The organism is Halomonas sp. THAF12 (genome assembly GCF_009363675.1).
In the GTDB taxonomy this organism is placed as follows: domain Bacteria; phylum Pseudomonadota; class Gammaproteobacteria; order Pseudomonadales; family Halomonadaceae; genus Halomonas; species Halomonas smyrnensis.
The window spans coordinates 3,645,060-3,657,672 of the sequence record NZ_CP045399.1; the positions used below are offsets into that span (position 1 = coordinate 3,645,060).

Consider the following 12,613-nt stretch of genomic DNA (forward strand, 5'->3'; position numbering starts at 1 on the left):
TCAACCGCGCAGGCCCAGCACGGTGTCGAGCACCGAGGAGGCGGTATCGATGACCTTGGCGTTGGCCTGGTAGTACTGCTGGTAGCGGATCAGGTTGGCCGCCTCCTCGTCCAGGTTGACCCCGGATTCGGACTGCTGGACGGCTTCCAGCTGTTCGCTCAGCCCCTGCTGGGCCTCCAGATTGACCTGCACGATCTTGGTCCGGTTGCCGACGTCGCTGACCATGGAGGCATAGGCTTCGCTCAGCGAGGCCGATCCGCCCACCACGCTGGCCTGCTGGAGATCCTGCAGCGCCAAAGCATTCTCGTTGTTGCCCGAACCGCCTCCCGGGCCGGCCGCAGCGATCTTGTCGGCGTCGCCGATGGCGGACTCGAGGCCACCGGCTGCACGGCGAACCGGCTGAATCTCGAAGCGATCGTTGTCGGCCAGGCTGGCGGGATCATCGAAGGTCAGGGTGATCCCGCCGAAGCCGAGATCGTTGATGCTGCCGTCACCATCGGCATCCGACAGTGCCGCGTCGAACGTCTCGCCGGTGTCCTTGCGCGTGATCTCGAAGGTCGCCGGCGAGGCCGCGGCATCGGTGACGCGTACCGTGTAATCGCTGGCCTTGAGCTGGGCGATGTTATCGGCGTCGAAGGCCACACCGGAAATCCCGGCGGTACCCGCATTGCCCTCTGCCGAGAAGGCCCGTGGCTCACCGATGGTAAAGAAATCGCCGCCCTGCTCATCGTTCATGTCGACGCCCTGGGCATGCTGCTGATTGAGTGCCACCGCCAGCGACGCGGCCATCTGGCCGATCTGGTTCTGGGTCTTGTCCAGGGTCTCGCTGCGGAAGCTCATCAGCCCGCCCAGGGCGCCGCCCGTGACGGCATCCTCGTCCAGCGCACGCACATTGCCGCTGGAATCCGGATAGCCGACCACGGTGCGCTGGGGTTCCTCCAGCGAGGCCATGGCTTCCAGCTTGAAGCTGCGATCGCCCATCACCAGCGGCTGGCCATTGGGCAGGCTGACGTTATAGGACTTGCCGTCCTGGATATCGAGCCGCAGGTCCATGCGCTCGCTGAGCTCGTGGACCAGCTGGTCACGCTGGTTGAGCAGCGCGTTGGGCGCCTCGCCCTGCTTGGCACGGGCCAGGGCGATCTCGCGGTTGATCGAGCCCAGCTGCTCGGTGGTGTTGTTGATCTGGGTGACCTCGTCCTCGATCTGGCCGTTGATGCCGTCCTGCATGTCCTGCAGGTAGCCGTCGAAGGAGCGGAACTGGGCGCTCAGGGTATCCGCCGCGCCGAGTACGCCCTGTCGGGCGGCCGGGTCGGAGGGCGCGCTGGCCAGGTCCTCCATCGAGGAGAAGAAGTCCTGCATCAGCGGCGAGAGCCCGGCCGCCTCGTCGGCCAGCAGGTTGTCGATCTGCTCCACCTGGGTGCCGTAGGTCTGCAGCGCGCTGGTCTTGCTGGTGGCGTCGTTCAGCTGGTCGGCGACATAGCGGTTGAACTGGCGCTGGATATCGTTGACCCGCACTCCCCCCGTACCGGTGCTGCTCTCCCCCAGCACGGTCACCTCCCGGTTGTAACCGGGCGTGTAGACGTTGCTGATGTTGTTGCTGGTGGACGCCAGGGCGTTCTGGGCGGCGTTGAGGCCGCTCAAGCCGGTGGAGAAGATGCTCATGACGATGGTTCCCTGTTGCCGATTCTCAGGCTATCGGCCGCGGCGGGCCGGACTTGAGGTCGGATATCCCTGAAAGATCGTGAAGACGCCCTGCCAGGCGCCGATTAACGCGACGCCAGATGCGGGCCCTCGGGCAGCGGCCCCAGGCTGTCCATCACCGCGATCAGCTTGTCGGCGTAGGCCGGGTCGGTGGCATAGCCGCCACGCTGTAGCGCGCGCGCCGCCTGGTCGGGCGTCGCGGCCGCGCCGACGCCCGAATAGCGCGGATTGTCGCCGATCAGGCGGGCATAGTCGGTGAAGGCCTGCTCGAAGGAGTCATAGACGCGGAAGCGGTCGCGCACCGGCTGGCGGCGGCCGTCGATCACCTCGTGGGTCAGGATCTCGGTGGTCTCGCCCTGCCAGCGGCTGCCGGCCTTGATGCCGAACAGGTTATGGCTGTTGCCACCGCCGGCGGTGGGAATCTCGCGGCGCCCCCAGCCGGTCTCCAGCGCCGCCTGGGCGAGGATCAGCTCGGCCGGCACGCCGCTCTCGCGGCTGGCCGCGCGGGCCGGGCCGGCGAGCCTTTCCAGGAAGGCCTGAACGTGCGCGGGCCGATCCGCCATCGCGGCCGAATCCGCCACGTCGGGCGCCGGCTCATCCACGCCGGTCTGGATCGCCTCGAGGAAGGAGGCCGGCGCCGATGACGCTTCTTCCTCGGCCCGCGCGCCAGCGTCCGGCTCGACCATCAGCGCATCGGTCAGCGGCCGCGGCGTGCCGCGGGGAATCCCGGCGATCAGCGCCTCGATGTCACGACCGCCCGCGGCCGCAGCATCCCGCCCGCCGACCGTGCCCTCGAGCTGGGCCACCAGCTGGTCGGCCAGCCCCAGGCCGCGCTCGGCCACGCTCTGGGACCACTGCTTGTCGAGCATCTCCTGATACATGTCGCCGGCCTGGCTCTGCAGCAGCCCCGAGCTCGGCACCGCCTCGCGCATGCTCTTGACCATCATCTGCACGAACAGGGCCTCGAACTGCTGGGCGGCGCCCTTCAGGCCCTCGCCGGAATCGTTGTGCTTGAGTCGCTCGAGGCCCTGGATGTCCAGGGCGAACTGGCCGCGGGCGGTGTCGGGGGAATCCAGGCTCATCAGATGATCTCCAGTTCGGCGCGCAGCGAGCCCGCTTCCTTGAGCGCCTCGAGGATCGACATCAGGTCGTTGGGCGTGGCGCCCAGGGAGTTGAGGGCGTCGACCACCTCCATCAGGTCGGCGCCCTCGACCACCTTGAGGGTGCCGGGCTGCTGCTGGATGCTGATCTCGGCGTTCTGCGTCACCACGGTCTGGCCGTTGCCGAACGGGTTGGGCTGGCTGACGTCCACGTCGCTGTCGATGACGATCGACAGGTTGCCCTGGGCCACCGCCGCCCGGCGCAGGGTCACCTGGCCGTTGAGCACCACCGAGCCGGTGCGGGAGTTGAGCACCACGCGGGCCGGTTCCTCGGTGGGCGTGACCTGGACGTTCTCGACCCGGGCCATGAAGTTGACCCGGGCATTGGGATCGCGTGGGCCATCCAGGGCGATCACCCGGGCGTTGCGCGCCGAGGCCACCACGCGGCCGAAGGCCTGGTTGATGGCGCTGACCGCCCGCTGGGCGGTGCCGAAGTCGTCGGTCTCGAGCTGCAGCTCGAGCAGGCCGCCGTTGGCGCCCAGGTCGAGGGGCACCTCGCGCTCCACGGTGGCGCCGTTGGCGATCCGTCCGCCGCCCTGCTGGTTGACCTGCACGCTGGAACCGCCGGCCGCCGCACCCGCTCCCCCGACCAGCAGGTTGCCCTGGGCCAGGGCGTAGACGCTGCCGTCGGCGCCCTTCAGTGGGGTCATCAGCAGGGTGCCGCCGCGCAGGCTGTCGGCGTTGCCCACCGAGGACACCACCACATCGAGGTTCTGCCCCGGGCGGGCGAAGGCTGGCATCTCGGCGGTGACCATCACCGCCGCCACGTTGCGCAGCTGCATGTTGGTGCCGGCGGGCACGGTGATGCCGAGCTGGGAGAGCATGTTGGTCAGGCTCTGGCCGGTGAAGGGCGCCTGGGTGGTGCGGTCGCCGGTGCCGTCGAGCCCGACCACCAGGCCGTAGCCGACCAGGGCGTTGTCGCGGACCCCGGCGAAGCTCGCCAGGTCACGCAGCCGTTCGGCCTGGGCCGGCAGCGCCAGCAGGATCATGGCGACGAAGGCCAGCCCGGAGGCCAGCCGCGGGAGTGCGCCCATCGCGCGTCGAGTGCCGGTCATCATGCCACTCTCCTAGAAGGGCGAGACGTTGAGGAAGAAGCGCTGCAGCCAGCCCATGTGCTGCGCCTCGTTGATGTAGCCGTCGCCGACGTACTCGATGCGCGCGTCGGCCACCGAGGTCGAGGGCACGGTGTTCTCGCCGGTGATGTCGCGCGGATTGACCACGCCGCCGAAGCGGATGAACTCGGTGCCCTGGTTGATGGCGATCTGCTTCTCGCCGCGCACCCGCAGGTTGCCGTTGCCCAGCACGTCGATCACGGTGACGGTGATGGTCCCGGTGAAGGAGTTGTTGGCCTGGGAGCCGCCGCCGCCCTCGAAGTCGTTCTCCCCGGAGACATCGAAGCCGTACTCGGCGAGCGTGTCCAGGGCATCCGGCAGCTGCGCCAGATCGAGGCTCGACGAGCCGCTGCGGTCGGCGCTGGACTGGGAGTTCTTGCTGGCGCTGACGTCCTCGTCCAGCACGATGGTCAGGATGTCGCCGATCATCCGCGGCCGGCGATCCTCGAACAGCGGCTGGTAGCCGCTGCGCGGCTGGTAGATGGCGCCGTTGGCGCGCGCCATCGGCCGCTCCGGAATCTCGATCCTCTCCTGCTCGCCGACCACCGAGGCGTGGGGAATCTGCGCGCAGCCCCCCAGCACCACTAATGCCGCGACCAGCAGCCAGCGCCATGCGCCGCCCACAATCGTCCCGCTCATGCCCTCGCCCTCCGGTCCATCACTCGCCTCACAGCTGGGCCAGGCGCGAGAGCATCTCGTCGCTGGTCTGCACGGCCTTGCTGTTGATCTCGTAGGCGCGCTGGGTCTGGATCATGCTGACCATCTCCTTGACCACGCTCACGTTCGAGGTCTCGACGTAGTTCTGCATGATGCTGCCGGTGCCGTTCATGCCGGGGATGTCCTCGGTGCGCGGCCCGGAGGCGGTAGTCTCGGCATACAGGTTGCCGCCCAGGCTCTCCAGCCCGGTGGGATTGACGAAGGTCGAGAGCGTGACCTGCCCGACTTCCTGCAGCTCGCTGTCGCCGGGCACCTTGACCGAGACAATGCCGTCCTCGCCGATGTTCACCGACAGGGCGTTGGGCGGGATGACGATGCCCGGCTCCAGCGGATAGCCGTTGGCGGTGACCATCTGGCCGTTCTGGTCCAGCTGGAAGCTGCCGTCGCGGGTGTAGGCGGTGGTGCCGTCCGGCATCATCACCTGGAAGAAGCCCCGGCCCTCGATGGCCAGGTCGCGGCTGTTGCCGGTCTGCTCGAGCCCGCCCTGGGTGTGCAGACGCTCGGTGGCCACCGGGCGCACGCCGGTACCGACCTGCATGCCCGACGGCAGCCGATCCTGGGCGTTGGTCTGGGCGCCGGGCTGGCGCAGGTTCTGGTACAGCAGGTCCTCGAACACCGCCCGGGACTGCTTGAAGCCGTTGGTGTTGACGTTGGCCAGGTTGTTGGAGATGACGTCCAGCTTGGTCTGCTGGGCCTCCAGGCCGGTCTTGGCCGTCCATAGTGACTTGATCATTCTGGTTCCCTCATGTTCATGCGGCTCAGCTCAAGGAGAGCAGGCTGTTGGCCCGCTGATCGTTCTCGTCGGCGGTGCTCATGACCTTGGTCTGCATCTCGTAGCGCCGCGCCACGTCGATCATCGACACCATGGTCTCCACCGGATTGACGTTGCTGCCTTCCAGCGCACCACTGATCAGCCTGGCGTCGTCATCGGCCGGCAGCAGGCCGGGCTGGCCGTCCTCGCCGGGCGCGCGGAACAGGCCGTCGGTGCCGCGTTCGAGGCCGCCGGGGCCGGGCGTGGCCAGCTTGAGGCGCCCCACGGGCACCAGGGCATCGGGATCCTGGCCGGGAGCGATGGCGCTGATCGTGCCGTCGGCGCCCAGCGAGACCTGCGCGCCCAGCGGCACCTGGACGGGGCCGCCCTCGCCGATCACCGGGTTGCCGGCGCTGCGCAGCAGGCCGTCGCCGTCGACCTGGAGGTCACCGCGGCGGGTATAGGCCTCGGTGCCGTCGGGCGCCTGGACGGCGAGCCAGGCATCGCCCTTCATCGCCACGTCCAGGGTCCGGCCGGTGCGGGTCATCGGGCCAGGCGAGGTATCGGCGCCCGGCGTGGACGCCGCCACCGAGGCGCGGGTGTCCAGGCGGCCGTCGCCCTCCACCGGCACCGCGCGCATGGCGTGCAGCTGGGCGCGAAAGCCGGTGGTGGAGGCGTTGGCCAGGTTATGGCTGACCACCGCCTGCTGCTCCATGCTCTGGCGCGCGCCGCTCATGGCGGTATAGAGGATGCGATCCATGACTCAGCTCCCGGCTTAGCGGCTCAGGTTGATGGCGGCCTGCAGGACCTCATCCTGGGTCGAGATGGTCTGGGAGTTGGCCTGGTAGGCGCGCTGGGTGACGATCATGTCGACCAGCTCGCTGGCCAGGTCCACGTTGGAGGTCTCGACGGCCCCGGAGGTGATGGTGCCCAGCACGCCGGTGCCGGCCTCGCCGACCAGTTCCTGTCCGGAGGCCGCGGTGGCCGCCCAGGCGTTGTCGCCCACCGCCTCGAGGCCTTCCGGATTGCGGAAGTTGGCCAGGGCGATCTGCCCCGCCGGCACCGACTGCTCGTTGGCGTAGTTGCGCATCACGGTGCCGTCGTCCTGGATGGAGATGCCCACCAGGGCGCCGGAGGTATAGCCATCCTGGGTCAGGGAGTTGGTCGCGGAAGTATTGCCGAACTGGGTGGAACCGGCGAGATCGAGATTGAACTGCATAGCGACCGGGCCGGCACCGAGCGGCGTGGTATTGGCGGCGGCCACGTTAATGACCGGTGGTGCGGCAGGAGCCGTCAGCTGGCCGTTGGCATCAAAGGTCACCTGGAAGTCGTTGGCGGCATTGTAGTGACCATCCATGGCGACCTGGGCGTTCCAGGTATTGGCCGCGGCATTATCTTTCTGGTAATAGACGGTGACGTTGCGCGGATTGCCCAGTGAGTCGTAGACCGAGAAGTTGTTAGAGAAGTGATAGTCGATGGTCTGCTCGGTGGCCGTCGTTTGGGCCGGCGTGGACACGTCGGTCGATACCGTGGCCTGGCTGAGCCCCTCACCCGCGACCTCGCGCGCATCCAGGTTGAAGGAGGTCGCGACATTGGCCGTCGCGCTGGCCGGCATATCGTCGGCCGGCACCTGGATCACCTGCGGCTGGCCGCCGGCCTGCACTTCATTCGCCGCGTTGAGCCCGTAGCCCATGATCCTCGCCCCCTGGGCGTTCTCCAGATAGCCGTCCGCCGTCATGCTAAGCTGGCCGTTGCGCGAGTAGACCACCTCGCCTTCCTGCTCGAAGCGATAGAAGCCATCGCCGCTGATCGCCAGGTCCAGGTTGCGGCCGGTGTTCTCGATATTGCCGTCGCTGAAGTCCTGCAGCACGGCGGAGACCTGGGTGCCGAGGCCGGTGGAGCCGGCATAGATATCGGCGAACTGGGCGCCGGAGCTCTTGTAGCCCACGGTCTGGGAGTTGGCGATATTGTTGCCCAGCACGTCGAGGCTGGAGGAGGCGGCATTCAGGCCGCTGAGCGCTTGTGAGAAGCCCATGTCGTGTTATCCCTGCGTTATCGAATCATGAAAGGTGCTGAGCCGCCTCGCCCCTCGAACCGGCCCCGACGCATCACAGAACCTGCTTGATATCCGAGAGCCCCACCTGGCCGTAGACGGCGCCGAGGTCGAGCTGGACGTCACCGTCCGGGGACGGCGTGACACGGTTGACCATGGCGTAGTTGAGCGCCTCGACCGACACCGGGCTGTCGCCCTGCATGGCCTCGATGCGGAACTGGTAGGCGCCGTCGGCGGCGATCTGGCCATCGCGGGTCTTGCCGTCCCAGTTGAAGGACTGCACGCCGGCATCCAGGGCCCCCAGGTCATAGGTGTTGAGCACTTCACCGGAGCCGCTGGTGACGGTCACCGTGACCCGGTCGGCCGGCGCGGCCAGCTCGACGCCCATGGGCGTGGTGGTCACGTCGCCGTTCTCGTTCTGGTCGAGCAGCACGCGATTGCCCGGCACCATCACGCCCTGACCGATCAGCGAGGTGGCCTGCAGCGTGCGCCCGGCGTCGATCTGGCTGGTGATCTCGGACAGCGAGTCGTTGAGCTCCTCGATGCCGCTGACGGTATTGATCTGCGCCAGCTGCGAGGTCATCTCCTCGTTCTTCATCGGATCCATCGGATCCTGGTTCTGCAGCTGGGTCACCAGCATGGTCATGAAGTTGTTGCGCAGCTCGTCCGACTGACCGGAGGTCAGCCCGCCGGCACCGGAGGCGCCGGCAGCGCCGCCGTTGAGGCCGTTGAGCACGCCGGAATCGATGGTGGAAGCCATGGGATCAGCCCTCGCCCAGCGTCAGGGTCTTGAGCATCAACTGCTTGTTGGTGTTCATGACCTCGACGTTGGCCTGGTAGGAACGGGAGGCGGAGATCATGTTGGCCATCTCCGCCACGGGATCGACGTTGGGCAGGCTCACGTAGCCCTGCTCATCGGCCAGCGGGTGCTCGGGGCGATACTCCCGGCGCAGCGGCGCCGGATCCTCGACCACCTCGCGCACGCCGACGCCGCCCACGCCATGGCGCGAGGCGGCCTGGCTCTCGAACATCACCTGCTTGGCGCGGTAGGCCTCGCCGTCCGGGCCGGCCACGCTGTCGGCGTTGGCCAGGTTGCTGGCGGTGACGTTCATGCGCTGCGACTGGGCGCTCATCGCCGAGCCGGAGATATCGAACACGGAAAACATCGACATGCCACCGCTCCTTATTCGGGTTGCATGGCCTTCTTGAGGCCCTGGATACGACTGTTGAGGAGCGTCAGGGAGGCCTGATAGCGCACCGAGTTGTCCGCGAAGGCGGTGCGCTCGCGGTCCATGTCGACGGTGTTGCCGTCGAGGCTCGGCTGGTCCGGCACCCGATAGAGCAGCTCCCCGCGCGGCGACGGCATGCCTTGGCCGGCCATGTGGCCGCCGTCGGTGCGCGCGAGCGACAGCCCACCGCCCGCGCCGGCACCGCCCTGACGGGTCGCCCTGGCCAGTTCGGCACCGAAGTCCATGTCGCGGGCCTTGTAGCCCGGGGTATCGGCGTTGGCGATGTTGCTGGCCAGCACCTTCTGTCGCTCATGGCGCAGGCTCAGGGCCTGCTGGGAGAAGTTGAGGGAGGCTTCGAGCTGATCGATCATCCGGCACGCTCCGGAAAAGGAAATTCGTCGACGATGGAGAATAGCCACGGTGCTGTCAGCCCAAAGGACCGAACAGCCCTCGATAGCCGGGCCATTTCACGGCATCCCCCGTCGAGGCGAGCGCTAGACTGCCGTCAGGAACTTCCTCCGAGCGTGCCCATGTCCCGATTGCTCCGTCGCTGCCTGCTCCCGCTGTTGCTGCTGGCCGCCCTTCCGACGTCGGCGGAGGACACGGCGATGCTCGACGCCGTGCGCGCCTTCCTGACCGCCGAGGCCGCCCCGCTGGGCGACGAGGTCAGCGTGACGCTCTATCCGCCCGCCGCGCACTTCCCGGCCTGCCAGCAGCCGACCCCCTTCCTGAGGGACACGTCTCGCGCGCCGCTGGGGCGGCTGTCGGTGGGCGTACGCTGCTCGGGCGAAGACCGCCGGACGCGCTACCTGCAGGCCGAGGTCAGCGTGATCGGCCGCTATCCGGTCACGGCGCATGCCATCGAGGCCGGCACGCGGCTGACGCGCGACGATCTGGAGGAACGGCGGGGGGAGCTCGACCGGCTGCCCAGGCGGGCACTGCGAACCGTCGAGGCGATCGTCGGCCAGGAGGCGCGCCGCTCGCTGGCGGCGGGACGGGCGATCCAGTCTCATCAGGTGCGTGCGCCACGGCTGGTGGAACGCGGCGCCAGCGTGATCCTGGAGGCCGGCGGACAGGGCTTTCGCGTCACCCGTCGGGCCGAGGCGCTCGGCGCCGGCGGACGCGGCGAACGCATCCGGGTACGGCTGGACGATCGCCGCATCCTCGAGGGGCGCGTCATCGGTCGCAATCGGCTGGCCGTGGATGACTGACCCGGACTGGCCGCCACCCCCGGCCGCGCATTAAAGTAACGGCCTCGAGTGCCGATAGCTCGAATAACGCACCGCTCACGAGGCACTTCAACGTGAAAGTCGACAATCACCATCCCCTGCGCCCCGGGCAGATCGAGTCACGCGACACGACGCGCCAGACCCGGGAAACGCCCGCGGCGGGCCAGGACACGCCGGAATCGGCGACCACGACGCATCTGCGCCAGGGCGCCACCGATCCGAGCCAGGACATCGACGCCACCCGGGTCAACGAGCTGCGCGAGGCCATTCGCGACGGCCAGCTGGAGATCAAGCCCGAGCGCATCGCCGACGGCCTGATCGCCAGCGTGCAGGACCTGCTGACCGACGAGGGCGACGCTCAGTGAGCCTGCAGCGACTCCTCGGCGGTCAGGCCGAGCGCCTGGCGGGTCTGGGGCGGCTGCTCGAGGAAGAGCAGTCACTGCTGGTGGCCGGCGAGATCGATGGCCGGCGGCTCAACGCCCTGGCCGACGAGAAGACGGCGCTCCAGCAGGCGCTGGAGGAGACCGAGGAAACCCGTGCCCGGGTCCAGCGCCAGCTGGGCTACGCCGAGGGCATCGAGGGCGCCCGTCAGGCCGCGGCCGACGCCGGCTGCCTCGACGGCTGGCAGACCATGCTGGATCACGCCCGGCAGATTGCCCGGCTCAACGAACGCAACGGGCGACTGCTGGCGCTGCGCATGCGCCACAACCAGCAGATGCTCGACTATATCCACCGCCTCGCCGATCCCGACACCTATTCCGCCGACGGCCGCACCGGCCTTCAGCCGCGCCGCCTCGACGCGCGGGCCTGACCCCTGGCTCAGCCGGTCGCCGGCCGGGCCTCCCACCAGCCGGCCAGATCGTCCGGCGCCTGCGGCGCTCCCAGCAGATGCCCCTGCCCCAGCGACGCACCGAGCGCCCGCACGGCCTCGAGCTGGCCCGGCGTCTCGATGCCCACCAGCACGACCTCGATACCCAGCGCCTGGAAGCAGCGCAGCAGCGCCTCGAGCACGCCCTCCCGGGCGAGCGGCGCCATCAGCGCCGGGCTCAGCTTGACCCGCGACACCGGCAGGCTCGCCAGCCTTGGCAGGTCCACAGGAGAGGCGCCGATATCGTTGGCCACCAGACCGATACCGAGCTTCCCTAGCCGTCGCAGCAGATGGGCCTGCCCGGCGGCGTGATCGATCAGCCCCTGCTGCCCGAACTCGAGCGACAGCCAGCCGGGCTCTAGCCCCTGCTGTCGCAGGAAGAGATCCAGCGGGCGCCGATCGAAGGTGGCCTGATCGAGCAGATCACCGTCGACGTTTACCGCCACGTCCAGCTCGGCCAGCGGCGATCCCGCCTCCCGCCAGGCGGCATGCTGGGCGATCACCGTGGCGATGACCCAGCGATCCAGACGCACCTGCTCGCCCAGCTCGGCCACCACCGGCAGGAAGTCGGCGGGGGCCAGCAGGCCATCGCGCGGATGCTGCCAGCGCAGCAACGCCTCCAGCCCCACGCAGCGGCCCGTGGCCAGCTCGAGCTGCGGCTGATAGAGCAGCTGGAAATGCCCCTCCGGCGCCAGCACGGCGTCCTGCAGCAGCTGGCGAAACGCCAGTTGCTCGTCCAGATGGTGACGCAGCGCCTCGTCGAAGAAGGCATGCCCGGACGGACCGGCACGCTCCAGCGCCGTTTCGGCACTGGCCAGCAGCTGCGAGGGGAGCTCTCCATCTTCGGGATAGATGGACACCCCGGCGGAGAGGGTCAGCAGGGTCGGATGCATCTCCTGCCAGAAGGGGGGCTCCATGGCCTCGAGACAGCGCATCACCGTGACCTGCAGCCCGCCAAGCGTGAGCGGCGGCTCGATCAGCACCCCCCAGCAGCCGGGCCGCAGCTTGATGAGGCTGTCTTCCCGCCGCAGGGTGCGCGCGAGGCGCTGCTCGACGCGGGCGACCAGGGCCTCGAACGCCGCGACGCTCAGGGACTCGCGCAGCGCCGCATGATCATCGAGCCGCAACACCATCATCCCGACGTGCCCCTCGGCGCGATCGGCCCGCTCCAGGGCGTGTCTCAGGCGATCCTCGAACAGCCACATATTCGGCAGGCGAGCGGGCAGCTGCCGCCAGGCATCCGGCTCAAGGGCGGCGGGAGATTCTCCGGGATCGATGACGCTCAGCAGGCGCAGCCGCCCTCCGTGCTCCTGCTCGACCGGCGTCGCGCTCACCAGCACCAGGCGGCCGTCGGCATGCGAATCGGCGGCGAGGCGCGCCGGCTCCCAGCCTTCCTCCAGTGCGACCCACTCATCGCGCCAGTCGCAGAGAAAGCCGGAATAGCGGATCAGACCATCGATCGAACGCCCCGCCAGCTCGTCATCTTCGCTCTCGAGCAACGCCCGGAAGCCGTCATTGGCCCAGCGGATGCGGCCCTCGTCATCCACCAGCACCAGCCCGAACGGCGCCTGCTCGACGACCAGGCGCGACAGCGCCGCCGGCAGGGCATGTACCTGCGCCTGCTTGCCGTTGTCCTGCGCAGGGGCCCCAACGCCATCGCCTGTCATCGCCGTCGTCCCGAAGTGTCTGTTCACGTCACATCCATGGATGTCGGCCGAATCGGCGCGTTCTTGAGCGCGTCATCGGCATCGGCCACGCATGGCTGCGATCGTCGCTTCCGCCCATAGGCGAAA

General features: G+C 68.7%; 14 protein-coding genes. 3 read left to right on the forward strand and 11 right to left on the reverse strand.

Translation table 11 applies throughout. The features are described from left to right. The 10 genes from flgK to flgB form a co-directional block, all read right to left on the reverse strand. Complete coding sequence (gene flgK / locus FIU88_RS16970; protein WP_152479973.1) at positions 1-1,662, reverse strand: flagellar hook-associated protein FlgK; 1,662 nt, start codon at positions 1,660-1,662, stop codon at positions 1-3. Between the two features lie 104 nt (positions 1,663-1,766). Then, positions 1,767-2,783, reverse strand: coding sequence for a flagellar assembly peptidoglycan hydrolase FlgJ (gene flgJ, locus FIU88_RS16975; RefSeq protein ID WP_152479974.1), 1,017 nt, complete (start codon positions 2,781-2,783; stop codon positions 1,767-1,769). Further along, entirely contained in the window at positions 2,783-3,895 is a 1,113-nt protein-coding gene (locus FIU88_RS16980; protein WP_152480266.1) for a flagellar basal body P-ring protein FlgI, read from the reverse strand. Before FIU88_RS16980 ends, flgJ begins: the two co-directional genes overlap by 1 nt. Positions 3,896-3,928: 33 nt before the next feature. Continuing rightward, positions 3,929-4,612, reverse strand: a complete 684-nt coding sequence (locus tag FIU88_RS16985; RefSeq protein ID WP_152479975.1) for a flagellar basal body L-ring protein FlgH — start codon at positions 4,610-4,612, stop codon at positions 3,929-3,931. A gap of 28 nt (positions 4,613-4,640) precedes the next feature. Beyond that, positions 4,641-5,423: a flagellar basal-body rod protein FlgG gene (gene flgG, locus FIU88_RS16990; protein WP_035594307.1), complete on the reverse strand. Its 783-nt coding sequence runs from the start codon at positions 5,421-5,423 to the stop codon at positions 4,641-4,643. Positions 5,424-5,448: 25 nt separating this feature from the next. Beyond that, positions 5,449-6,201: a flagellar basal body rod protein FlgF gene (locus tag FIU88_RS16995; protein WP_152479976.1), complete on the reverse strand. Its 753-nt coding sequence runs from the start codon at positions 6,199-6,201 to the stop codon at positions 5,449-5,451. Between the two features lie 15 nt (positions 6,202-6,216). Beyond that, positions 6,217-7,476 carry a flagellar hook protein FlgE gene (gene flgE / locus FIU88_RS17000; protein WP_152479977.1) on the reverse strand — a complete coding sequence of 420 codons (1,260 nt, stop codon included), beginning with the start codon at positions 7,474-7,476 and terminating at the stop codon, positions 6,217-6,219. A gap of 73 nt (positions 7,477-7,549) precedes the next feature. Beyond that, complete coding sequence (locus tag FIU88_RS17005) at positions 7,550-8,254, reverse strand: flagellar hook assembly protein FlgD (protein WP_152479978.1); 705 nt, start codon at positions 8,252-8,254, stop codon at positions 7,550-7,552. Positions 8,255-8,258: 4 nt separating this feature from the next. After that, positions 8,259-8,666 carry a flagellar basal body rod protein FlgC gene (gene flgC, locus FIU88_RS17010; protein WP_152479979.1) on the reverse strand — a complete coding sequence of 136 codons (408 nt, stop codon included), beginning with the start codon at positions 8,664-8,666 and terminating at the stop codon, positions 8,259-8,261. A gap of 11 nt (positions 8,667-8,677) precedes the next feature. Next, the gene (gene flgB, locus FIU88_RS17015) at positions 8,678-9,094 is read right to left on the reverse strand and encodes a flagellar basal body rod protein FlgB (protein WP_152479980.1); all 417 of its coding nucleotides are present in this window, start codon (positions 9,092-9,094) and stop codon (positions 8,678-8,680) included. Positions 9,095-9,253: 159 nt separating this feature from the next. On the opposite strand from flgB, the gene flgA reads away from it, so the two are divergent. The 3 genes from flgA (at position 9,254) to FIU88_RS17030 (ending at position 10,763) form a co-directional block, all read left to right on the forward strand. After that, positions 9,254-9,934 carry a flagellar basal body P-ring formation chaperone FlgA gene (gene flgA / locus FIU88_RS17020; RefSeq protein WP_172977732.1) on the forward strand — a complete coding sequence of 227 codons (681 nt, stop codon included), beginning with the start codon at positions 9,254-9,256 and terminating at the stop codon, positions 9,932-9,934. A gap of 92 nt (positions 9,935-10,026) precedes the next feature. Next, positions 10,027-10,317 (forward strand): flagellar biosynthesis anti-sigma factor FlgM, encoded by a 291-nt coding sequence (flgM, locus tag FIU88_RS17025; protein ID WP_152479982.1) that lies wholly within the window; start codon positions 10,027-10,029, stop codon positions 10,315-10,317. After that, entirely contained in the window at positions 10,314-10,763 is a 450-nt protein-coding gene (locus FIU88_RS17030) for a flagella synthesis protein FlgN (RefSeq protein ID WP_152479983.1), read from the forward strand. The genes flgM and FIU88_RS17030 overlap by 4 nt, the downstream gene beginning before the upstream one ends. A gap of 8 nt (positions 10,764-10,771) precedes the next feature. Here the strand turns inward: FIU88_RS17030 and FIU88_RS17035 are convergent, their stop codons facing one another. Then, entirely contained in the window at positions 10,772-12,487 is a 1,716-nt protein-coding gene (locus tag FIU88_RS17035) for an EAL domain-containing protein (RefSeq protein WP_152479984.1), read from the reverse strand. Positions 12,488-12,613: the final 126 nt, after the last annotated feature.

What these genes read in the sequence shown, in the direction of transcription:
- flgG (WP_035594307.1), bottom strand. Translation starts at nt 5,423, where the DNA reads ATGATCAAGTCACTATGGACGGCCAAGACCGGCCTGGAGGCCCAGCAG.
- flgJ (WP_152479974.1), bottom strand. Translation starts at nt 2,783, where the DNA reads ATGAGCCTGGATTCCCCCGACACCGCCCGCGGCCAGTTCGCCCTGGAC.
- flgC (WP_152479979.1), bottom strand. Translation starts at nt 8,666, where the DNA reads ATGTCGATGTTTTCCGTGTTCGATATCTCCGGCTCGGCGATGAGCGCC.
- FIU88_RS16985 (WP_152479975.1), bottom strand. Translation starts at nt 4,612, where the DNA reads ATGAGCGGGACGATTGTGGGCGGCGCATGGCGCTGGCTGCTGGTCGCG.
- FIU88_RS17005 (WP_152479978.1), bottom strand. Translation starts at nt 8,254, where the DNA reads ATGGCTTCCACCATCGATTCCGGCGTGCTCAACGGCCTCAACGGCGGC.
- flgE (WP_152479977.1), bottom strand. Translation starts at nt 7,476, where the DNA reads ATGGGCTTCTCACAAGCGCTCAGCGGCCTGAATGCCGCCTCCTCCAGC.
- flgA (WP_172977732.1), top strand. Translation starts at nt 9,254, where the DNA reads ATGTCCCGATTGCTCCGTCGCTGCCTGCTCCCGCTGTTGCTGCTGGCC.
- FIU88_RS16995 (WP_152479976.1), bottom strand. Translation starts at nt 6,201, where the DNA reads ATGGATCGCATCCTCTATACCGCCATGAGCGGCGCGCGCCAGAGCATG.
- FIU88_RS17035 (WP_152479984.1), bottom strand. Translation starts at nt 12,487, where the DNA reads ATGACAGGCGATGGCGTTGGGGCCCCTGCGCAGGACAACGGCAAGCAG.
- flgB (WP_152479980.1), bottom strand. Translation starts at nt 9,094, where the DNA reads ATGATCGATCAGCTCGAAGCCTCCCTCAACTTCTCCCAGCAGGCCCTG.
- flgK (WP_152479973.1), bottom strand. Translation starts at nt 1,662, where the DNA reads ATGAGCATCTTCTCCACCGGCTTGAGCGGCCTCAACGCCGCCCAGAAC.
- FIU88_RS16980 (WP_152480266.1), bottom strand. Translation starts at nt 3,895, where the DNA reads ATGGGCGCACTCCCGCGGCTGGCCTCCGGGCTGGCCTTCGTCGCCATG.